This is a genomic window from Lysobacter sp. 22409, from assembly GCF_052045105.1.
GTDB lineage: Bacteria > Pseudomonadota > Gammaproteobacteria > Xanthomonadales > Xanthomonadaceae > Lysobacter > Lysobacter antibioticus_B.
The window spans coordinates 63,565-83,988 of sequence record NZ_JBQEOE010000026.1; the positions used below are offsets into that span (position 1 = coordinate 63,565).

Annotated in this window: 15 protein-coding genes; 9 read left to right on the top strand and 6 right to left on the bottom strand. The window is 63.3% G+C overall.

The genetic code is table 11. From position 1 onward, the window contains the following. Nucleotides 1–53 precede the first annotated feature (53 nt). Nucleotides 54–272: a hypothetical protein gene (locus tag ACTJJK_RS14280; RefSeq protein ID WP_144436320.1), complete on the bottom strand. Its 219-nt coding sequence runs from the start codon at nucleotides 270–272 to the stop codon at nucleotides 54–56. Nucleotides 273–540: 268 nt separating this feature from the next. Between ACTJJK_RS14280 and galE the strand changes: the two genes are divergently transcribed. From galE to ACTJJK_RS14300, 4 genes are all read left to right on the top strand, one after another. Beyond that, on the top strand, nucleotides 541–1,584 hold the full coding sequence (gene galE, locus ACTJJK_RS14285) for a UDP-glucose 4-epimerase GalE (protein WP_440730557.1): 1,044 nt from the start codon (nucleotides 541–543) through the stop codon (nucleotides 1,582–1,584). Nucleotides 1,585–1,687: 103 nt separating this feature from the next. Next, the gene (locus ACTJJK_RS14290) at nucleotides 1,688–3,073 is read left to right on the top strand and encodes a GlcNAc-transferase family protein (protein ID WP_440730558.1); all 1,386 of its coding nucleotides are present in this window, start codon (nucleotides 1,688–1,690) and stop codon (nucleotides 3,071–3,073) included. A 266-nt stretch (nucleotides 3,074–3,339) separates the two neighbouring features. Continuing rightward, on the top strand, nucleotides 3,340–3,939 hold the full coding sequence (locus ACTJJK_RS14295; protein WP_031371888.1) for a TetR/AcrR family transcriptional regulator: 600 nt from the start codon (nucleotides 3,340–3,342) through the stop codon (nucleotides 3,937–3,939). 59 nt (nucleotides 3,940–3,998) lie between these two features. Then, nucleotides 3,999–4,838: an N-acyl homoserine lactonase family protein gene (locus tag ACTJJK_RS14300; RefSeq protein WP_440730559.1), complete on the top strand. Its 840-nt coding sequence runs from the start codon at nucleotides 3,999–4,001 to the stop codon at nucleotides 4,836–4,838. 119 nt (nucleotides 4,839–4,957) lie between these two features. On the opposite strand, the gene cpaB is transcribed toward ACTJJK_RS14300, so the two are convergent. The 5 genes from cpaB to ACTJJK_RS14325 form a co-directional block, all read right to left on the bottom strand. Then, nucleotides 4,958–5,656, bottom strand: coding sequence for a metalloprotease secretion chaperone CpaB (cpaB, locus tag ACTJJK_RS14305; RefSeq protein WP_440730560.1), 699 nt, complete (start codon nucleotides 5,654–5,656; stop codon nucleotides 4,958–4,960). A 76-nt stretch (nucleotides 5,657–5,732) separates the two neighbouring features. Then, the gene (cpaA, locus tag ACTJJK_RS14310; protein WP_440730561.1) at nucleotides 5,733–7,616 is read right to left on the bottom strand and encodes a metalloendopeptidase CpaA; all 1,884 of its coding nucleotides are present in this window, start codon (nucleotides 7,614–7,616) and stop codon (nucleotides 5,733–5,735) included. Nucleotides 7,617–7,788: 172 nt separating this feature from the next. After that, the gene (gene cpaA, locus ACTJJK_RS14315; RefSeq protein WP_081930837.1) at nucleotides 7,789–9,576 is read right to left on the bottom strand and encodes a metalloendopeptidase CpaA; all 1,788 of its coding nucleotides are present in this window, start codon (nucleotides 9,574–9,576) and stop codon (nucleotides 7,789–7,791) included. Between the two features lie 113 nt (nucleotides 9,577–9,689). After that, entirely contained in the window at nucleotides 9,690–12,914 is a 3,225-nt protein-coding gene (locus ACTJJK_RS14320) for a TonB-dependent receptor (RefSeq protein ID WP_440730562.1), read from the bottom strand. Between the two features lie 137 nt (nucleotides 12,915–13,051). After that, the gene (locus ACTJJK_RS14325; protein ID WP_440730563.1) at nucleotides 13,052–13,231 is read right to left on the bottom strand and encodes a hypothetical protein; all 180 of its coding nucleotides are present in this window, start codon (nucleotides 13,229–13,231) and stop codon (nucleotides 13,052–13,054) included. Between the two features lie 1,233 nt (nucleotides 13,232–14,464). On the opposite strand from ACTJJK_RS14325, the gene rfbB reads away from it, so the two are divergent. The 5 genes from rfbB to ACTJJK_RS14350 all read left to right on the top strand — a co-directional run bounded on the left by rfbB (nucleotide 14,465) and on the right by ACTJJK_RS14350 (nucleotide 20,254). Then, complete coding sequence (gene rfbB, locus ACTJJK_RS14330) at nucleotides 14,465–15,517, top strand: dTDP-glucose 4,6-dehydratase (RefSeq protein WP_031371894.1); 1,053 nt, start codon at nucleotides 14,465–14,467, stop codon at nucleotides 15,515–15,517. A 25-nt stretch (nucleotides 15,518–15,542) separates the two neighbouring features. Next, nucleotides 15,543–16,427: a glucose-1-phosphate thymidylyltransferase RfbA gene (rfbA, locus tag ACTJJK_RS14335; RefSeq protein ID WP_440730564.1), complete on the top strand. Its 885-nt coding sequence runs from the start codon at nucleotides 15,543–15,545 to the stop codon at nucleotides 16,425–16,427. A gap of 11 nt (nucleotides 16,428–16,438) precedes the next feature. Beyond that, the gene (rfbC, locus tag ACTJJK_RS14340) at nucleotides 16,439–16,996 is read left to right on the top strand and encodes a dTDP-4-dehydrorhamnose 3,5-epimerase (RefSeq protein ID WP_031371896.1); all 558 of its coding nucleotides are present in this window, start codon (nucleotides 16,439–16,441) and stop codon (nucleotides 16,994–16,996) included. Continuing rightward, nucleotides 16,993–17,886 carry a dTDP-4-dehydrorhamnose reductase gene (rfbD, locus tag ACTJJK_RS14345; RefSeq protein ID WP_031371897.1) on the top strand — a complete coding sequence of 298 codons (894 nt, stop codon included), beginning with the start codon at nucleotides 16,993–16,995 and terminating at the stop codon, nucleotides 17,884–17,886. The genes rfbC and rfbD overlap by 4 nt, the downstream gene beginning before the upstream one ends. A 322-nt stretch (nucleotides 17,887–18,208) precedes the next feature. Continuing rightward, a complete protein-coding gene (locus ACTJJK_RS14350) occupies nucleotides 18,209–20,254 on the top strand; it encodes an alpha/beta hydrolase family protein (protein ID WP_081930839.1) in 2,046 nt (681 codons plus the stop codon). Nucleotides 20,255–20,424: the final 170 nt, after the last annotated feature.

The following is a 20,424-nucleotide window of genomic DNA, read 5'->3' on the forward strand; positions in this document are numbered from 1 at the left end:
GCCCGGCGGGATGCTTCACGTCAGGGTGTCGAACACCCCAGTGAAGTTATGGCTCACTCCGGCGGCAGGGTGGGTTCGATGGTCATCGATACCCGACCACCGCAACAATCGGTGACGCGATAGCCAGTGGAGGTCGTGGTCACGCTGCAGGTGTTCGTGCAGGTGTACTTGCGTCCATTGAGGATTACCGAATCCCCCGCGATTGCGGCCGTCGCGGCCGCGGCAATAAATCCGCCTACTAACATAGGACCGACGATCATCTTCGACTTCACTGTGCGCTCCTTGATACTGGTTTGATGGGCTGGCTTCTTGCCAGCCGCGGAACACTAGCAAGGGGCGATTTGGAGCGTCAATCCAAATATGTGTTTCTGCTTAGGCGGTAGAAAACGAAATTTAATTTGTCGCGATAGGCATAAAACGAAAGAAAAATTTGGTTGAACTGCGTCCGCTTCCCACAGATGATAGGCGCGAACGCTTCGTGTCCCGTCGGTACTGGCGTCAATAGGGAATTCCTTCTCGCTCATGAAGAGCTCCATACTTGTGACCGGCGGCGCCGGCTATGTTGGAAGTCACGTAGTACTTCAGTTGGTGGAAAGAGGCGAACGGGTCGTCGTCCTGGACGACCTGAGCACAGGCTTCGCCGATGCCGTCATCGGCGCCGAACTGGTGGTCGGCGATGTCGCCGACAGCCGCGGCGTCCTGCGCCTGTTGCGCGAGCGCCAGTTCGATACCGTCCTGCACCTGGCCGCCCGCACCGTCGTGTCGGAATCGGTCGCAGACCCGTTGCGCTACTACGCCGACAATGCCTGTGCGACCCGCAGCCTGCTGTCGTGCTGCGCACAGGCCGGCGTAGCCAATTTCGTATTCTCCTCGTCCGCGGCGGTGTACGGCATGCCCGCCTCGGGCATCGCCGACGAACAGATGCCGGCCGCTCCGCTCAATCCCTATGGCGCATCCAAGCTGATGGGCGAATGGATGCTGCGCGATCAGGCGGCCGCCAGTGGGCTGCGCTTTGCGGTGCTGCGCTATTTCAATGTCGCCGGAAGCGATCTGCGTGGGCGCATAGGCCCAAGCACCCGCAACGCGACCTTGCTGACCAAGGTCGCTTGTGAAGTCGCCACCGGCAAGCGCAAGCACCTTGCCATCTACGGCACCGATTTCGCGACCCCCGACGGCACCGGCGTCAGGGACTATATCCACGTCGACGATCTCGCCCGCGCACATCTCGACGCCTTGACCTACCTCAGGGGCGGCGGCGAATCGGTCGTGTTGAACTGCGGTTACGGGCGCGGCTATTCGGTTCGCGAGGTATTGCGCGCCGTCGAACGGGCCAATGGCGGCCCGATTCCGGTCGTCGACGCGCCGCGACGGCCAGGGGATGTGCCGCTGCTGATCGCGGATGCAACAAGAATCCGTCGTGTGCTCGGCTGGGTTCCGCGTTACGACGATATCGATGTGATCATCGGCAGCGCACTCGCGTGGGAACGTCGCATCGATGCAAGAACGCCTCGCCCGGTATCGGCCCGCGCACTTGAGGGAGCGGCAGCGCTGCGGCCGGACGCCCCTCGCGTCATGGCCCTGTAAGCATTACCGCGTCGTCGTAAACGACTGCCGTTAGCGAGCGTGGTCGCATGGCGATCGCTCGGCCGACGGTGGGTTCCTGATTCGAACCTGTAGAAACCAGAATATGGAAATCCAGAGAAAGATCTTCGTGCAAGTGCCGAGCTACCGCGACAGGCAGCTCATCCCGACATTGACGGATCTCGTGGAGAACGCGTCGGACCCCGGCGGGCTCCGCATCGTGGTTTGCTGGCAGCACGACAGCGACGAATCCCTGGACGACTTCATCGATTCCGGCTTCCGCCACTCGGGCAGCACCCGCAGGAACGGGCACCTTGTGCACCTGTTGGACAAGGACGGAGCGATCGTCGAAGTGATCGATGTCCACTTCCTCGACACCAAAGGCTGCGGATGGGCGCGCAACGCGAGCCAGGGGCATTACGACGGCGAGCGCTACAACCTGCAGATAGATGCGCATCACCGCTTCGTCGAGCACTGGGATGCGGCCATGATCGACATGCTCGAGTCTTTGCGGGGCCGGTACGAGAAGCCGTTATTGACCGGCTACCCCCCGTCCTTCGACCCGGCCGTTTTCCCGGAGGGCCGGCAGAATCATGTCGGGCAAATGCTGGTCCGGAAGTTCTCCACCTTGGGTATCGTGAGCTATCGCGCGGCCAGGATGCCCGGCTGGGAGGAACGTACGGAACCGATGAGGGCGCGCTTCATGAGCGGCGGTTTCGTCTTCTCGGACGGCTGGTTCGTCGAGGAGGTCATGAACGATGCCGAGCATTTCTTCTCAACCGAGGAAATCGTCATGGCGGTCAGGGCGTTTACCCACGGCTACGATTTCTTTCACCCGCATCGCCCCCTGCTGTGGCATCAGTACAACTCGGGGGCCAGGAAGGTGTGGGACGACCACACCGACGAGCGGAAATCGAGTGGCGAGATAGAAGGAAGCGCAACCGACCGGGCAATTCTGGCGCTGGAGCGATCTTTGTCGCTGCTGGGTATTTCCGAAGATCACGAGGCCGTCGACTTCGGCAGGTACGGTCTTGGACGACATCGTTCGGTCGAACAGTTCGAAAGGTACGCGGGGCTGAGTTTCAGGCACCGGGGGATCAGGAGGGAGGCAGCGGAGCCCACCGAGCCCGATGAGTCTTGCTACGACCTCCCCGTCAACGAGTGGGAAGACGGCTTGATCTGCAAAAGAGCGTTCCGAGTGTGCATCAGCAACGCCCAGCCGCTTCCCGAGTCTGCAGATCTGGATTCGGTGGTGGTAGCCGCCTATGCGGCGGACGGATCGGAACTCGTAGCGCGCAGTTTGTCGGCGACTGAGCTGGAAGTTCTTGCCGCCCAAGGCTGTTTCGAATACATCGAGAAATTCGAGGCTTGCCCTTCGCGACTGCCTGCTCAGTACGATCTGCAGGCCACGAGCAAGTCGCCGGAGCTAAGTGGCGCATTTTCCATCATGGTGCATGAGCTTGGCGAAGACGCGGTGTCTGTCGCTCTTTGAGGTCGCAGCCGCCGATACAGCCCGACGCTGCGATGGCTACGAAGCATCGCAGTGGCGCCGCCGGCCCTTCCATCGCCGAAGGGAACTTCGCAGGCTTGGTTTCGCAGGCTTGGTTTCGAGGGTTGAGCATCGGGTCGCCGACAGTTCGGCGTCATCACGTGCGGACGCAGGACCCGGGTCGTTGCCCTGGCCCTCCCGGAAGGGCGTGGCCAGGGGCGTGGCTTCCTCCGCTTGACATAGACAGACCTGTCTGTATATTTCCGGCCATGAAAACCGCCGAGCCGGTACCGCCCCCTCCGCGCGAGCGCATCCTCGCGGTCGCCTCGCAGCTGTTCTACGCGCACGGCATCCGTGCGGTGGGGATCGACACGATCATCGATCAGTCCGGCGTCGCCAAGGCCAGCTTCTACAAGCATTTCCCTTCCAAGAACGATCTGGTCGCCGAAGTCCTGAGCCAACTCGGTGCGGCCTGGCGGCAATGGTTGGCCGATGCGGTCGACCGGCTGTCCGACGACCCCGGCGCGCGCCCTTTGGCGGTGTTCGACGCGCTGACCGAGCGCTTGAACAGCAGCGGTTTCCGCGGCTGCATCTTCATCAACTCGATCGTCGAACTGGCCGATCGCGACCACGCCGGTCATGCGGTCGCCCACGACCACAAGCAACAGGTCACCGCCTATCTCGAACGCCTGCTCGTGGACGCGCAGATACGCCCAGCCGGCGATCTGGCGAGCCAACTGATGATGCTGATCGACGGCGCGATCGTCACCGCGCTGCGTACCGGCTCGGCGGCGGCATCCTCGTCCGCCAAAGAAATCGCACGGATGCTGATCGAACGGCGTCCCGCCAAACGACGCCGAAGCGCCTGACGCGTAAGCGCCGGTTGCATCGCATCGCCCCCACCTGTCGCCTCATTCGGATCAACGTCATGACCTCGTTGTTGAAGCGCTTTGTGTTACCGATCGTATTGTCCGCTGTGTTCTCGCAGGCCTCGGCGGCCGAGCCGGCCATCAAGCTTTACGCCATGGATTGCGGCCGCGCGCAGTTCGCGGATCTCGCGCCGTTCGCCGATACCGGGGAGTACGACGGCCATCCCGGTACCCTGATGACGCCGTGCTTCCTGATTCGCCACCCGAAGGGCGACTTGCTGTGGGAGGCGGGCCTGGGCGATCGTTACGCCGAACCCCTGGGCGGGACTCAGCTTCCGCTTTACCGCGCCATAGTCGATACCCCGGTTGCGGCTCAGCTCGCGCAGTTGGAGCTGAGTTTCGACGACATCGACTATTTCGCTTTCTCGCACGGCCATGGCGACCATCTCGGCAATGCGAATGCATTGAAGCAGGCGACCTGGATCGTGAACCGCAAAGAGCTGGAGTGGATCCAGTCCGTTCCGGCGCCGCCGCGCACCAACCTCAAGCTGATCGAAACCCAGGCACGGGCGGCCACGATGCTTATCGACGGCGATCACGACGTGTTCGGCGACGGCAGCGTGCGTTTGCTGAAGGCGCCAGGCCACACGCCGGGGCACCAGGTGCTGCTGCTTCGGCTGCCGCGTTCGGGCCAGGTCCTGCTGACCGGCGATCTGTACCACTCGCACGAGAACCGCGCCGGGAAACGCATGCCGGTGTTCAACGTGAGCCGTAGCGAGACGCTGGCGTCGATGGACCGCATCGAGCGCATCGTGAAAAACCAACGGGCCCGCGTAGTGATCCAGCATTCGATGGACGATTTCAACGCGCTGCCGGTTTTTCCGGCCTACCTGGACTAGCTGTGGGGCGGTCGGCGCGGTTTGCCCGCATCGCATAGGATCACTGAGAAAAGCCAGGAAGCGGGCTTCCTGCCTTTGTCTTGGGACGCGCTGTGCGGTGGGGCGGACTTAACGCTTGCTTAGTGCTTGCCTTCGGGCTCGACATAGTCCTTGCCATCGGCCGGCAGATAGAAGTCCGTGCCTTGGTCCACGATCCAGCCCAGGCCGTTCTTGGCTTCGAGGTTGAACGTGCCCATCGGCGTCTCGAACACCCCAAGTACGTATTGGTCGATCATGGTCTGGCTAATCGAGAAACTGCTCTGGGTCGAGTTGAAGTCTTCGAACCGTCCGGACCAACGGATGATGTCGCCATTGACTTCGACATTGTCGATGACGCCGTGCGCGGTCAGGCCGATGTTCGGCAGATAGACCTCGATATCGTCGCCGACCCCCTTGGACTCGACGACATAGGGGTCGTAGGCGACGAACTGGCGACCATCGGAAACTTGCTTGGCCGAGGGGCGAAAACTGCCCGCGATCACCTTGTCGGGGTCGGCCAATTGCAGGATGGCCTTCTTACCGAGTGCGGCCTGCAGTTTCGTCCGGTCCAGGGAGAAGGTGCTGCGCCTGGACACGAGGCGTTCGATATCGCCATCGCGGTGCGAGGCGGACGCGCCGCCTTGCTCGGGCCCAGCGGTGCCGGGCGGGGCATAACTCGAGTCTTGCGGGCTGCCGCTCGCGGTCGACGGGTCCGCTCGGAAGTGCAGCAACAGGCCGACCGTCGCCGCGCCGGTCAGGACGAGCCCCATGATCAGAGCCTGGTTTCGTTGAACGTGCATGACTGTCCTCGCGATTGACTGACGGACCTGCCCGGCCGGCCCCGATGGCTGGCCGGGCAGGCGATGAACGCAATAGTCAGTAGAATTCCGAAACGAACTTGGAACGCTCATTCATCGCGCGCACCGCATCGATTTCGTTCTCGATGCCCATCGCGATAGCGTGGTCGGGCGTGTAGATACGCGGATTCGAGTAATACGGAATCACGTTGTCGTTCATGATTTCCTTGGTCATGTGGTAGCCCTTGGCATAGGCCGTGGCGCCGTTGTTCTCGTTGGCATGAGCGATGCCCATGTTGTGGGCCAGCTCGTGGCGCATCACGGTAGTCCCGCATTCCAACGCGCCAATGCCGACCATAACCTCGCGGCGCGTCGCCGTGACTACGCCGAGGCCGCACGATGCCGCGGTGGCGTTGTAGTAGTCCTCGTAGTAGAAGGCGTCCGCGGAAAGTTGTTGGCGGGTGGTCAGAACCGTCTGGTCCGTTTGTGCCGCGTTGAGGGCGTCCGACAAGCTGGTTTCCGCGAGCTGATGCTTCAGGAAGCCGACCGACTTGACATAGAAGTTGACCTTAGAGTTCTCCAGCGCCTCGTTGGTCAGTCGCAGGCCTTCGATCAGCCGCATCTTTTCTCCCGACTCGCCGACCCGGGCCACGGCCCGGTCGGTGTAGGCCATCAGCATCGTGATGATGCGGGTGTCCTGCGTCCAGCGCCCGGCGCTGTCGCGGACGAATCGCACGATGTCGCCGGTGCTGACCGGCAGCGAGCCGAAGGTGGTGCTTTGCCCGGTGACATCGAAGCCGAACGTGGCGTCGCTTTTGACGATCACTTCGTCGCCGGGTTGCGCGTTGACCGGCAGCAACAGCTTCTGCGACCAGTTGCCGTTGAGCGCATTGAAACGCACCGTCGGAGTACGCATGTCCGGCAATTGGTCGCTGCCCAGACTATTGGGCGTATGTACGACATCCGGGCTCGACTGCAGCGTCCAGTGATTCTTTTCCTTGATGAAGATGAAGTCGTAGCGCGCACCCGGAAACAGCTTCAAGGTGCCGGTCGTACCCAGATTCTGGTTGCTGATGGTCGCCGACCAGGTGGCGTCGGAGGTGACGCCGATGCGGTCGCGATCGCCTGCGGTCGCCGGCAGGATGAGGCTCGGCGACCAGTTGCCGTTGGCGAACTTGACCTGGGTGTTCGGTACTGCCGGAGCGGCCATCTGCGCGCCGATGCTACCGGCGTTCAAGGTCGTAACCGGCGTCTTGACGCTGAACCAGCGCTGGAACTTGGTCTGATAGACAAATACGTACTGGTCGCCTCCGCGCAGGTTGAACGTGCTCGCGAACTGCAGGTTCTGCGAGCTGATCTTGCTGCCCCAGGTGGCGGTGGAGTTTACCGCAAGCACGCTGTTGTCCGGTGCGCTGGCGGGCAGGGTGACGGTCTGCGCCCAGTCGCCGTCGGCGATATCGAAGCGGGTGTACTTGCCGACTGCGGGTGAGGGGATGCTGCCGCTGCCACCGTTGGAGTTGGGCGTATAGCTCGGCGCCGTTACCACCCAGCGTTGTTTGGCCGCCTGATAGACGAAGGTGACGTGATCGTCCTTGTAGATCGTCATCGACGTCAGCGGGAAGTCGGTGTTGCTCGCAATCAGGTTGCTGGTCTTGGTGGTGCTCGAATGAATGGTGACGGTGGATTGATCGGCGGCGCTGTTCGACAGCGTCAGCGTGGAGGCCCAATCGTTCTTCGAGATATAGAAGTCGATGGACGGGTAGTCGCTCGGGATATCCCCGCCGCCGACGGCGCTGGGGCTGAGGTCGGTGGCGGCGGCGTTGATGGCGAACAGCATCGCGAACAAGCCGATACACAATCTCTTCATTTCATCGTTCTCCACTGCGGGGATTCCAGGGTGCCGGTTGGCGTTTCGCCATGCTGCGCGTGTTCCTGGTTCTGGTGCATCCGGCCTTCCTGCCATACATGCGTCCCGTTCCTTCGACGACTGCTTCGTGCGAGTTTCTGGCGTATCGGGTATGCGACCTGACCTTTGCTCTGCAAGTGATCGCATCCGATGGGCATGCGGACGTTTCCCCGCCAAGTTGATCCTCGATCCGCCAGGCGGCGAGCTGCCAGGCGGATCGAGCCGACGATCAGTAGTACTGCGAGACTTCCAGCGAGCGTTCGTTCAAGGCGCGGGCCGAATCGGTGACATCGGCGATGCCCATCGGCAGCCCCATCGCGACGTTGTAGTCGGAGGTGTACAGATTTGGGTTCGAGTAGTACGCGATGCCGTTACCGCCCATGATGTCCCCGATCAGGCTGTAGCCTTTGGCGTAAGGCGCCGAGCCTCCGGTCGAATCGTCGCCGTGGTTGAGGCCCATGTTGTGGCCGAACTCATGGCGCATCACGGTGATCCCGCAGTTCAGGGATCCCGAACCGAGCATGTGTTCCTTCGAGGCGTTTACCCCGGCCAGGCCGCAGCCGTCTTCGGTACCTTCGTAGTAGACCGCGTCGGCCGCCGATTGGGTGCGCATCGACGCCACTACGGAGTCTTTGAGCACGACATTGAGGATGTCGCCCAGGGTCTCGGCCTGAAACTGACGCTTGAGCAGGCCGACTGTCTTGATGTAGAAATTGACCTTCGAGTTCTCCAGCGCCTCGTTGGTCAGCCGCAGGCCTTCGTGCAGGCGCATCTGCGCCGCGACCTCGCCGAGCTGGGCGGCGGCTTCCTCGCTGTAGATCAACAGCATGGTGATGATGCGGGTGTCGAGCGCCCACGCGCCGGCCGCGTTGCGCACGAAGCGCAAGGTTTCGCCCTTGCGCACCGGCACGGTGCCGAAGGCGGTGTTCTCGCCGCTGACGCTGAAGTCCCAGCTGGCATCGCTCTTGACCACCAAGCGGTCGCCGGGCGAGGCATTGACCGGCAGGCGCAGCGACGCGGTCCAGTTGCCGTCTGCAGCGGTGTAGCGGGCCGATGGCGACTTCATGTCCGGCAACTGTGAGCCGCCGAGGCTATTGGCGGTGTAGGCGGTTTCCGGACTCGACTGCAGCACCCAGCGGTTCTTCTCCTTGATGAAGATGAAGTCGTAGCGCGCGCCGGTATACAGCTTCAGCGAGCCGGCAGCCTCCAGATTCTGATTCGAAATGTTCGCCGTCCAAGTCGCGTCGGAGCTCAGACTGATGCGGTCGCGATCGCCTGCCGTGGCCGGCAGGCTGATTTCCGGAACCCAATTGCCGTTGCTGAAGTTGACCTTGGTGTACGGAACCACCGGAGCAGCCATTTGCGCTCCGACGGCGGCGGCGTTCAAGGCGAGCTCCGGAGTCTTGACGCTGACCCAACGTTGCAGGCTGGCGCGATAGACGAAGACGTACTGGTCGCCGGTGCGAATATTGAAGGTGCCCGCGAACATCACGTTCTGGGCATTGATCCGCGAAGTCCAGGTGGCAGTGGAAGCGATCGCGATGACGCTGCAATCGGGGGCGCTCGCCGGCAACGTGACCGCCTGCGCCCAATTGCCGTTGGCGAGATCGAAGCGGAGCAGCTTGCCGCTGGTATAGGCGGGAATGGCGCCGCTGCCGCCGTTGCTGTTCGGGCTGAGGCTGGGAGCGTTCATGCTCCACTGTTGTTTGGAGGCTTGGTAGACGAAGGACACTTCGTCGCCGGTATTCAAGGTCAACGAACTCAAGGGGTAATCGGTATTGCCTGTGATCAAGTTGCTCTTCATCGAGGCGGTGGTGTGGATGGCGACGGTCGATTGATCGGCTGCGTCGTTGGACAGGGTCAGCGTCGGCGCCCAGTCGCGATTCTTCATGTAGAAGTCGATCGCGGCGTAGTTGCCGGGAATGTCGCCGCCGCCGATCGTATTCGGGCTGAGGTCGGTCGCATTGGCGTTGATACAGAACAGCATTGCCAACAGGCCGATGGATAGCTTTCTCATCGCATCATTCTCCGTTGCTGTGGTTCTGGCGCCCGTCCGGATAGGTCGGGCGGAAACATGGTGTTCGGCCGTATGCGCGATCGCGGGNGGTGGCCCGCAAGGGCTGCCTCAGGTCACCATTCGTAACGCGCCGACAACTGCACGTAGCGCGGGGTCTGGAAGTTGGTGGTCTGGCCCCAGTTCGGGTTCGGCCCCCACAGCTCGAAGTAGTCGCCCGAGTTCAATGCAGGATCGGGACTGGGGATGTTCGGATCGTCTTCGACGCTGATCCTGCGATCGAAAGCCTCGTTCTGCTTCAGCGCCTTGTGGCGGTTGAACAGGTTGTAGACGTCCAATTGCAGGGTCAGCTTCTTGTCCGCCCAGTTCGGGATGTAGGCGACCTGGAAATCGAAGTTCCACCACCATGGAGTGCGTCCCATCTCGCCGCGCTGGCTCAGACGCACGCCGTAGTTGGTGTACTGGTGGACGTTGCCCGAGGTATCGGTCCAGCTGTCCTGGAACGGCCGATCGTGGCACCAATTGGTGCTCGGGGTTACCCAGCCGCCGTCGTGCGAGGCGATGATGTCTTCGGCCGAGTAGTAAGAGGGCACTTCGCCGTTGTGCACGTCCTGGTCGAAGGTGGGCAGGCGGCCGCGGCAACTGCGCGGCAAGCCCGACTGCACCGTCAGGTTGCCGCCCAAGCGCCATTCCTCGTTGAGGTTATAGCTGCCGAACACCTTCAAGGTATGCCGGCGATCGTTGGCCAGATCGCCATAGGAGCCTTCCTGCAGGCTCCGGTTGTTGAAGTCGATGCTGTGGGCGACGGCGCCGTCGACTTCGGTGGAGTTGGCATAGCCTTCGACGTTGCCGTAGCTGTGCGCCCAGGTGTAAGAGCCCTGGATGGACCACGTCGGGGTGCTTTTTTCCAGCATCAGCTCGATCGCGTTGTACTTGCGCTTGTAGCTGGGCAGATTGAAATAGCGCGCGGGCAGGGTGACATTGGTCAGCGGGCCATTGATGTCGCCGTCCAGATGCATGCCGATGGTGGCGTCTTTGTTCGGGTTGATGAAGATGCAGCTCGACTGGGTGCGCATGAAATCGGCGCGCGTCAGGCTCGAGCCGTTCTCTTCGGCCCAGGCCACGTACGGGGTGTAGGTGCAGTAGTTGTCGAAGCCGTTGTTGACTGCGCGACGGATGCCGCGCACGCCTACGGTCCAGTCGTTAGCCAGCGTCCATTGGGTACCGAGGATGAACTCGTCCTGGCTCATCGGCTCGAGTTCGGTGTCGGTGATCGTGCGCGGATCGGGCGGGCGGGGGCCGTTATAGGTATGGAACTGGCTGCCGACGGTCCCGTTGGTATTGACCGTCAGCGGAGCCGACAGGCCGACGGCCGCGCCGGTGACCGGATCGATGCCTTGGTAGGTGTGGTAGGAGGCGACGAAGTCGGTGTAGTTGGACAGGGTGATCGCGAGCATGTTCGGGATCGGAATGAAATAGCGCCCGGCCGTGCCGTACACCTTGAAGCTCGAATCGCCGTTCATGTCCCAGGAGAAGCCCAGGCGCGGCGACCATTGGTTGTCGACCTTGATGAAGGTCGCGCCGCGCATGTTTTTGTTGTCGAAGGTTTCGCGCCGCAGGCCGCCGTACAGCAACAGGTTCTTGGTGACCTGCCAGTTGTCCTCCAGGTAGACCGCGGTATTGGTGGCGCTGAATCCGCCCGCGCCGGTCTCCATGCTGCGCAAGCGTACGTACTCGCCGCCGGGAGTGAACCCGGAAACGCCCAGTACTCGTCCGCCGGCATCGGCGGTGAGGTAGCGGTAGTAGGTGTTGTTGCCGCTGTATTGGGCGACGAGCGTATTGGACGAGTTCTTCTCGTAGTCGACGCCAAAGCGGACGGTATGGTCGTCGGTATGCCACTCGCCGTCGATCCGATAGCCATCGCGGATGTCTTTCTGTTTGACCGTGCCGTCGACGTAGGTCAGGTACAGAGGGTTCCAACAGCCTATGTATTTGATGCTGCCTTGATTCAACCCGCGCGAATCGTAGGCGCCTGGGCACTCGATGCCGCGCGGAAGTTGCTTGTCGAAGTCGCGGATGGAATCGAGTCGGCCTGCCTGTGCCGAGAGGATGAAGTCGTCGCCGAAGCGGCCGGTGTACTTGAGCAGGCCCATGCGCCCGCCGCCGCCGGTTTCCTTCTTCTGGAAGAACTCCAGATCGCGTCCGCTGCCGAAGGGGCGATCGGGATAGCCGTCTTCGTCGGCATCGATGCCGCGATAATCGCGTCTGCTGACGTCGCGGGGTGCGAAGACTCCGGTCAGTTCGAGGCTGTGGTCATCGTTGATGTTCCAGTCGAGCTTGACCACGCCTTGGGGGCTGGTATTGCGCGTGTGGGCGGCATCTCTGTAGCCATAGCTTTCGTCGATGTCGTAGCGCCCCTGCAACAGGGCGAAGAAGAACAGCTTGTCGCGGATGATCGGACCGCTTTGGTAGACGTTGTACTTGGTGCTCTCTGTTTCGTTGGCCGGATTGGAGTAGCTGAACCAGGGCATCGTTTCCTGGTCGCCGTTGCCGACGGCGGCGAGGTGCGGATCGCGCTGACGCAGATTGGGATTGCGCTCGCGCAGCCAGCGCGGTTCCCAGTACACGCTGGCACCGCCCTTCCAATCGTTGGTGCCGCGCTTGGTGACGACGCTGAGCACGCCGCCGAGCGAGCGGCCGAACTCGGCGCCGTAGCCGCCGGTCTTGACCTGGATTTCGCTGACCGCCTCGAAGGGCATGTCGAAGTACGACAACATGTCGCGCATGTTGGTGATGTCGAAACCATTGATGTAGTAGCCGTTCTCGGCCACCGAGGAGCCGCCGACCGAGACCAGGTTGCCGTAACCGGCATCGCCCTTGACCACGCTCGGCGCCAACAGCGCGACCGAACTCAGTTCGCGCGCTACCGGCAGCTTCAGCAGTTCCTTGGCGCTGATCACCGTGGTCGACTCGACCGACGAGACGTCGATCGGGTTGATCCTGGAACCGTTGACTACGACCCCGTCGAGATCGGTCGCCTGGCCCGGGGCAGCCGTCGATTTGGCGACGAAGCTGACATTCACGCCGGTGCCGACCGGTACGTGCACGTCGCGCTTGTCGCTGCCGGTGCTGACGCGGTAGTCGCCCGGCGGCAGCTGGCTGAAGGTGAAGCGCCCGTCGCCGCCGGCCTTGACGGTGCGTTTCGCGCCGGTGCCGACGTTCTCGATGCTGATGACGGCTTCGGGCGCGGCATGGCCGAAAATCGAGCCGATCGCGCTCTGGGCCATGACGGCACCGGAGAACAGGCTGGCGCTGAGGGCAAGACTGAGTACGGAGCGCATCAGTCGCGTGCTGGGAGTTCTGGCTGGCATCGGGTTTCTCTCTTATTCGTATGGAATCCGTCGCGGCGGTTCCGGGCGGCTGTGGAGCGCACTGGCCGCGCGCCGCGCGAAGTGCGGTGGATAAGCGGTCGTGAAACTCAGGTCGCGCGATAGGTCATGGCTGCCCCTTTCACCTGGTTGAAGACTCGCGACGTGCGCTGGTTGCGCGACTCGTCGAATGCTTGCTCTCGTGCCCGGATGGCCGGGGTGGTGCGCGCGGCACCGAGGAGCGCCGAGCAAGAACTGCGGCGCAGACCGCCGTGGGGGAGGGCGGTCATCGAGCGGCTAGCGTTTTCGCGCGCCGGTCGATTCGGTTTCGCGGGGCGTCGGGGGCAGTCGACGCGGCGCCGGAGGGATCCGCCCTTCGTTGTGCGGTAGCTGCGCGTCTTGCCGCGGCAGGGAGTTCGCCGCGTAGATGCGCATCGCTCGATCCTGACTCGATGCGCTCGTGGCAGCGCCGGTAGCGTGGTAACGAGCGGGCCGGGTGTCGAAGCGCGGGCTGTCGATTGGCATCGGGAGAGAGGGACGATGCCAATCGAGCCCGCGAAAACAGGAGAGGGGCTTCGTCGAGGCCCGACTGGGGAGGCCGTAGCCGTGCCGGACGTAAATCGCTGCGGTACGGGACGCGAGGGGGACGGGTGAGGGCGTTGCGAACCGCAAGGCGCAGGCCCTGTCCGAGCGAGTTGCGCTTGGGACGCAGGCGGGCGGCTGCGCAGAGCGCAGCTGTCGCGGAGTTTCGGTGTGGTCCAGTTCGGCGTGATCCAGGAAAGCCAGCATCCCCATGCCCCTCGTGATGCAACCTTGTCCGCCCGGCGATCTCCCTGATCTCGAATCGGCCATCGCTGATGTCGATGCAGCGATGCGATTGCGTGTAGCGAACATTCGTGTCGTTGAGATGGAATGTAGCTAAATTTCCTGAGTATTTATTAGAATATTTTGATATATGTTTTGGATGACATTGGCGGATTGTGCAATAGTAATTAGGGCGGTATTTGACCAGATTGTATAATTAAGTATATGTTTTATAAGAATTTAAATTCGATCATGTGTGCTTGTTGCGGCAGTTGATTTCATAAGAAACTAAATAATTCAAGTGTGCTTATTGCATATTAGATCGAGGATAAAAAAATCTATGTAAGAAAAAAACAAAATTAACAGGGCTGCCCATGGGGCTCGCTCGGAGGTCGCGAGCCTGGCGAGGCAAGGGAGGGGGGACGTACGCAGGCTTGGGCCGTTTACTGCCGCGCGTCATGGTTTTGTGGTCGTCGGTGACTGCCAAGCGTCACGATCGCAGCGTGCGCAAGGCCGCGATTAGGAAGCTGTAAGGCGTCTTAAGCGCCGGTTGCTTCAATTGCTGGCCGGGCCCCGATAGGCATTACAATCCCGCACTTGTCGAAACCTGCCGCGCAAGCTGGCGAACGCCGCGCCCAAGGCGCCGTTCCGGTGTTGCAGGCCACAAGCGCTCCGCGTGGCCGGTTCGATCTCAGTCGATCAATAAAGGAGTGTCCTGAGTGCCTACTTGGCTTGTGACCGGCGGCGCCGGATTCATTGGCGGTAACTTCGTTCTCGATGCGGTCCGCAAAGGGATCAAGGTCGTCAATCTCGACGCCCTCACCTATGCGGGCAATCTCGACACCCTGGGCAGCCTGGACGGCAACCCGAATCATGTGTTCGTCCAGGGCGACATCGGCGATGCTGCCCTGCTCAAGCGTCTGCTGGCCGAACACCGGCCGCAGGCGGTGGTCAATTTCGCCGCCGAAAGCCATGTCGACCGCTCGATCGAAGGTCCGGCGGCGTTCGTGCAGACCAATGTCGTCGGTACGCTGAGCCTGCTCGAGCAGGTGCGCGACTACTGGAAGCAACTCGATGCGCCGGCCCGCGACGCGTTCCGCTTCCTGCACGTGTCGACCGACGAGGTCTACGGCAGCCTCGGCGACACCGGCAAGTTCACCGAAACCACGCCGTATGCGCCGAACTCGCCGTACTCGGCCTCCAAGGCCGCTTCCGATCATCTGGTGCGGGCGTTCCACCACACCTACGGTCTGCCGGTGCTGACCACGAATTGCTCGAACAACTACGGGCAATTCCAGTTCCCCGAGAAACTCATCCCGCTGATCATCGCCAAGGCGCTGGCCGGCGAACCGTTGCCGGTCTATGGCGACGGCCTCAACGTCCGCGACTGGCTGTTCGTCGGCGATCATTGCGCCGCGATTTCGCGCGTGCTCGAAGCCGGCCGCATCGGCGAGACCTACAACGTCGGCGGCGATGCCGAGCGCGCGAACATCGTCGTGGTCAAGACCATCTGCGCGCTGCTCGACGAGCGTCGTCCGCTCGCCGACGGCCGTGCCCGCGAATCGTTGATCGCCTATGTCGCCGACCGCCCGGGCCACGATCGCCGTTACGCGATCGACGCCGACAAGCTCAAGGGCGAGCTCGGCTGGGCGCCCACGGTCACTTTCGAAGAGGGGATCGCCCGTACGGTCGACTGGTATCTCGACAACCAGGCCTGGGTGCAGCGCGTGCTCGACGGCAGCTATCGACTGGAACGCATCGGCCAGGCTTGAAGCGGCCGCTCAAGAGGAACCACGCATGAACCGTAAGGGCATCATCCTCGCCGGCGGCTCCGGCACGCGGCTGTATCCGATCACCCAGGGCATCAGCAAGCAGCTGCTGCCGGTCTACGACAAGCCGATGATCTACTACCCGCTCAGCGTGCTGATGCTGGCGGGGATTCGCGAAGTGCTGATCATCAATACGCCGCACGAGCAGGCTCTGTTCAAGACCCTGCTCGGCGACGGTTCGCGCTGGGGCATGCGTATCGAGTACGCGCAGCAGCCGAGTCCGGACGGACTGGCGCAGGCCTATCTGATCGGTCGCGAGTTCGTCGCCGGTCAGCCGAGCTGCTTGGTGCTCGGGGACAACATCTTCCACGGCCCCGGCCTGACCTCGATCCTCAAGCGCGCCGACCAGCGCCAGGAGGGCGCGACCGTGTTTGGTTACTGGGTTAGCGACCCGGAACGTTATGGCGTCGCCGAGTTCGATGGCGACGGCAGGGTGGTCGGCCTGGAAGAAAAGCCGCTCAAGCCTCGCTCGCACTATGCGGTGACGGGGCTGTATTTCTACGACGGCCGAGCCAGCGATTTCGCCGCGAGCCTTAAGCCTTCGGCGCGCGGCGAACTGGAGATCACCGATCTCAACCGGCTTTACCTCGAAGAGGGGGCGTTGCACCTGGAGCAACTGGGCCGGGGCTATGCCTGGCTCGACACGGGTACGCACCAGTCGCTGCTCGAAGCCTCCAATTTCATCGAAACCATCGAAGCCCGCCAGGGGCTGCGCATCTGCTGCCCTGAGGAAATCGCCTGGAACAATGGCTGGATCGACGCCGATCAACTGGCCGAGCTCGCTCGTCCCCTGGCTAAGAACGGCTATGGTCAATATCTGCTCGGCTTGGCCGAGCGTGGCTTCGTGCCGTAAAGGAACCGCTCTTGAAGATTATCGAAACCGATCTGCCCGGCTGCGTCGTCATCGAACCGCAGGTGTTCGGCGATGCCCGCGGGTTTTTCTACGAATCGTTCAACCAGGACAAGCTCGCGGCGGCCGGTCTGAACCCGCGCTTCGTCCAGGGCAATGTTTCCTCGTCCGCGCGCGGCGTGCTGCGCGGCCTGCATTACCAATGGCCCAACCCGCAAGGCAAGTACGTCTCGGTGATCGAGGGCGAGGTGTGGGACGTGGCGGTGGACATCCGCCGCGGTTCGCCGCACTTCGGGCGTTGGACCGCGGTCGTGTTGAGCGCCGAGAACAAGCGCCATTTCTGGATCCCGGAAGGCTTCGCGCACGGCTTCGCCGTGCTCAGCGAACGCGCAGTGTTCAGTTACCTGTGCACCAACACCTACGATGCGAAGGCCGATGCCGGCGTGCGTTGGGACGACCCGGACCTGGCGATCGATTGGCCGGTCGGTGATCCGTCCTTGTCGGCCAAGGACGCCGTTGCGCCCTTGCTCAAGGACGTTGCCGAAGACCGCCTGCCGGTCTACACGCCATGAGGGTGCTGTTGCTCGGTGGCGACGGTCAGGTCGGCCATGAACTGCGCCGCAGCCTTGCCGCTCTCGGCGAAGTGGTCGTTACGACCCGCAGCGGCCGGCTCGCGGTCGACGGCAGCGTCTGCGAGACCCTCGATCTGGCCCAGGCCGATGCGATCGAACCCCTGCTGCGCCGCGTGCGTCCCGACCATGTCGTCAACGCCACCGCCTATACCGCGGTGGACCGCGCCGAAAGCGAGCGCGAGCTCGCGTTTGCGGTCAATGCTCAGGCGCCGGCGCGGCTGGCCGAGCTCTGCTCGGCCGACGGCATCGGCCTGGTCCATTACTCCACCGACTATGTCTTCGACGGCAACGGCACGCGTCCGTATCTCGAAAGCGATCCGACCGGCCCGCTGAGCGTCTACGGCGAGAGCAAGCTGGCCGGCGAAGAGGCGATCCGCGCCAGCGGGGCCTCTCATCTGATCCTGCGTACGGCCTGGGTCTATGCCACTCACGGCCATAACTTCCTGCGCACCATGCTGCGCCTCGGTGCCGAGCGCGACGAATTGCGGGTGGTCGCCGACCAGCACGGCTCGCCGACGCCGGCCTGGTTGCTCGCCGATGCCGCGGCGACGGTGCTGGGCCAGGGCATCGTCGAATCCGGCGTGCGCCATATCGTGGCCGGCGGGCAGACCAGCTGGCACGGTTTCGCCGAAGCTATATTCGCCGAAGCCCAGGCCCGAGGCCTGATCGAGCGCCGCCCGCAGGTGCTGCCGATCACCACCGCCGACTACCCGACGCCCGCGCGGCGGCCGAACTATTCGGTGCTCGACACCAGCCGTCTGCAAGCCGAGTACGGTCTGTCGATTCCGCAGTGGCGCGACGCTCTCAAGACCACGCTCGACGCCGCCTGAACCCGCGCGTCCGCGGCATCGCCACGCTTCCGTGGGCCACGCGGCACACTGCCGCGGCCCAATTGTGTGAGCGCCGTCGGCCTTCTATGATCGCTGCGTCGCGGACGCGACGGGCCGACGTTTCGCCGCGGGGATGGGCGAGGGCGGACCGGCAGGCCGGCTGAAGCCCGGCCTGCGAAGACGTAGGGAGTGCGCGGCTTGCGAGCGTTCCTCCATGACGGCAGTCCGCGCCGACCGGCGGCGGATGCCGCCGGCTTTCGAGGGAACCGTTCTCGAGGGAACCGTTCTCGGCGGAACCATTCATGGACTACAGGGGATCGCAATGAAGCATTGGGGAAGCGCGCTGTTGCTGGCGGGGCTGCTGGCTGCGCCGATCGTGGATGTCGGCGCCGCGGAAAACGCGGTGAGCGCAGGCGCCGCCGCTCGAGGAGCGGCCGTTCAAGGCGTCGATGTAGAAGCCTTCGTCAAACCGGATACCTTCACCGACGTCAAACTGTCGCCGACCGGCGAGTTCTACGCCGCCTCGGTGCCGATGGAGGACGAGACCGCGTTGGTGATCTTCAGTCGCGCCGACATGAAACGCACCGGCGTATTCCGGGTGGGCAAGAACAATCACGTCGACGATTTCTGGTGGGTCAGCCCGACCCGTGTGTTGATCGGCATGGCCCAGAAGCTGGGCTCGCGCGACGCGCCGATCCCCACCGGCGAACTGTTCGCGATCAACGCCAACGGCACCGGCGCCGACGTGCTGATCGGCTACCGCGTGCAGAGCCGCGGCGCCGGGACGCGCATCCAGCCGAAGAAGGTCGAGGACGTCGCCGGCTTTCTGGTCGACGATCTGCCGGCCGACGACAAGGGCGTGGTGATCTCGGTGCAGCAGTTCAGCGCCGACGCCTATACCCGTGCCGAGCGCCTGGACACGATCACCGGCCAGCGCAACCGGCTCGCGATCGCGCCGGTGCGCAATGCCCGTTACATGACCGACAACGCCGGCGTGGTCCGTTTCGCGCTCGGCTTCGGCACCGATCTGCGACGCAAGCTGTTCTACCGTGCGGATGAAAAAGCCGAGTGGGCTTTGCTGGGCTCGGATACGCAGGACGAGGTCATGGATCACCCGATCGGCTTCTCCGCCGACGACAGCGTGGCGTATTTCCAGAGCGAACAGACGCAGGGGCCGGACGCGATCGTCGCCTACGACCTCGCCACCCGCACCCGCAAGGAGGTCCTGCGCGACAAGACCGCCGATCCGGACCGCATCATCTATCGCAACAACACCCGCATCCCGGTCGGCGTGTTCTTCGCCGACGGCAAGCCGCGCACGGTGTTCTTCGACAACGCCTCGCCGGAGGCGCGCCAGTACCGCAGCCTGGAGGCGGCGTTCCCCGGCGATGCGGTGCGCATCACCTCGCAGAGCGCCGACGGCCAGCTGGCCCTGGTCCAGGTCTGGAACGATCGCAGCCCCGGCGATCTGTTCTTGTTCGACAAGGCCAACAAGCACGCCGCGCACGTACTGAGCCGCCGTTCCTGGTTCGACCCGGCCACGCGTGCGCCGGTGCGCGCGGTCAACCTGCGCGCGCGCGACGGCCTGCCCTTGTCGGGCCTGCTGACCACGCCGAAGGACAGCAGCGGCAAGTCCCTGCCGTTGGTGGTCATGCCGCACGGCGGTCCGTTCGGCATCCAGGATGCCTGGCGTTTCGACGACGACTCGCAGTTGCTCGCCGATGCCGGCTATGCGGTGCTGCAGTTGAACTATCGCGGCTCCGGCGGCTATGGCCGCGCCTTCCTCGAAGCCGGCAAGCGCGAGTGGGGCGGCAAGATGCAGGACGACGTCACCGACGCGACGCGTTGGGCGATCGAGCAGGGCATCGCCGACCCTTCGCGTATCTGCCTGTACGGCGCGAGCTACGGCGCCTACGCCTCGCTGATGGGCGTGGCGAAGGAGCCGGCGTTGTATCGCTGCGCCGCCGGTTATGTCGGCGTGTACGACCTGCCGATGATGCACACCACCGGCGACATCCAGCGCCGCGGTTCCGGCGAGGCCTATCTGCGCAGTTGGCTCGGCTCACCGGAAGCGCTCGACAAGGTGTCGCCGACGCGTTTGGCCGACCGCATCAAGGTGCCGGTGTTCCTCGCCGCCGGCGGCGAAGACGAGCGTGCGCCGATCGTGCACAGCGAAAAGATGGAGAAGGCCTTGCGCCAGGCCGGCGCGCCGGTCGAGACGCTGTACTACAAGACCGAGGGCCACGGTTTCTACCGCGAAGAACACCAGCGCGAGTACTACACGCGGTTGCTGGCGTTCCTGTCGAAGTCGCTGGGAGGCCGTGTGGCGGCGGCGCCGAAGGCGGCAGCGCCGGCGCAGGGCAAGTAAAGGCGAGAAGTGAGTGGGGAGAAGTGAGGAGTGAGTAAGGGCCGTCGCCGCTGTCCTGCTCGCTTTTCGCGCCAGTCGCCAGCAGGTAGTAAAAGGCGAGAAGTGAGTGGGGAGAAGTGAGGAGTGAACAAGGGCTGTCGCCGCTGTCCTGCTCGCTTTTCGCGCCAGTC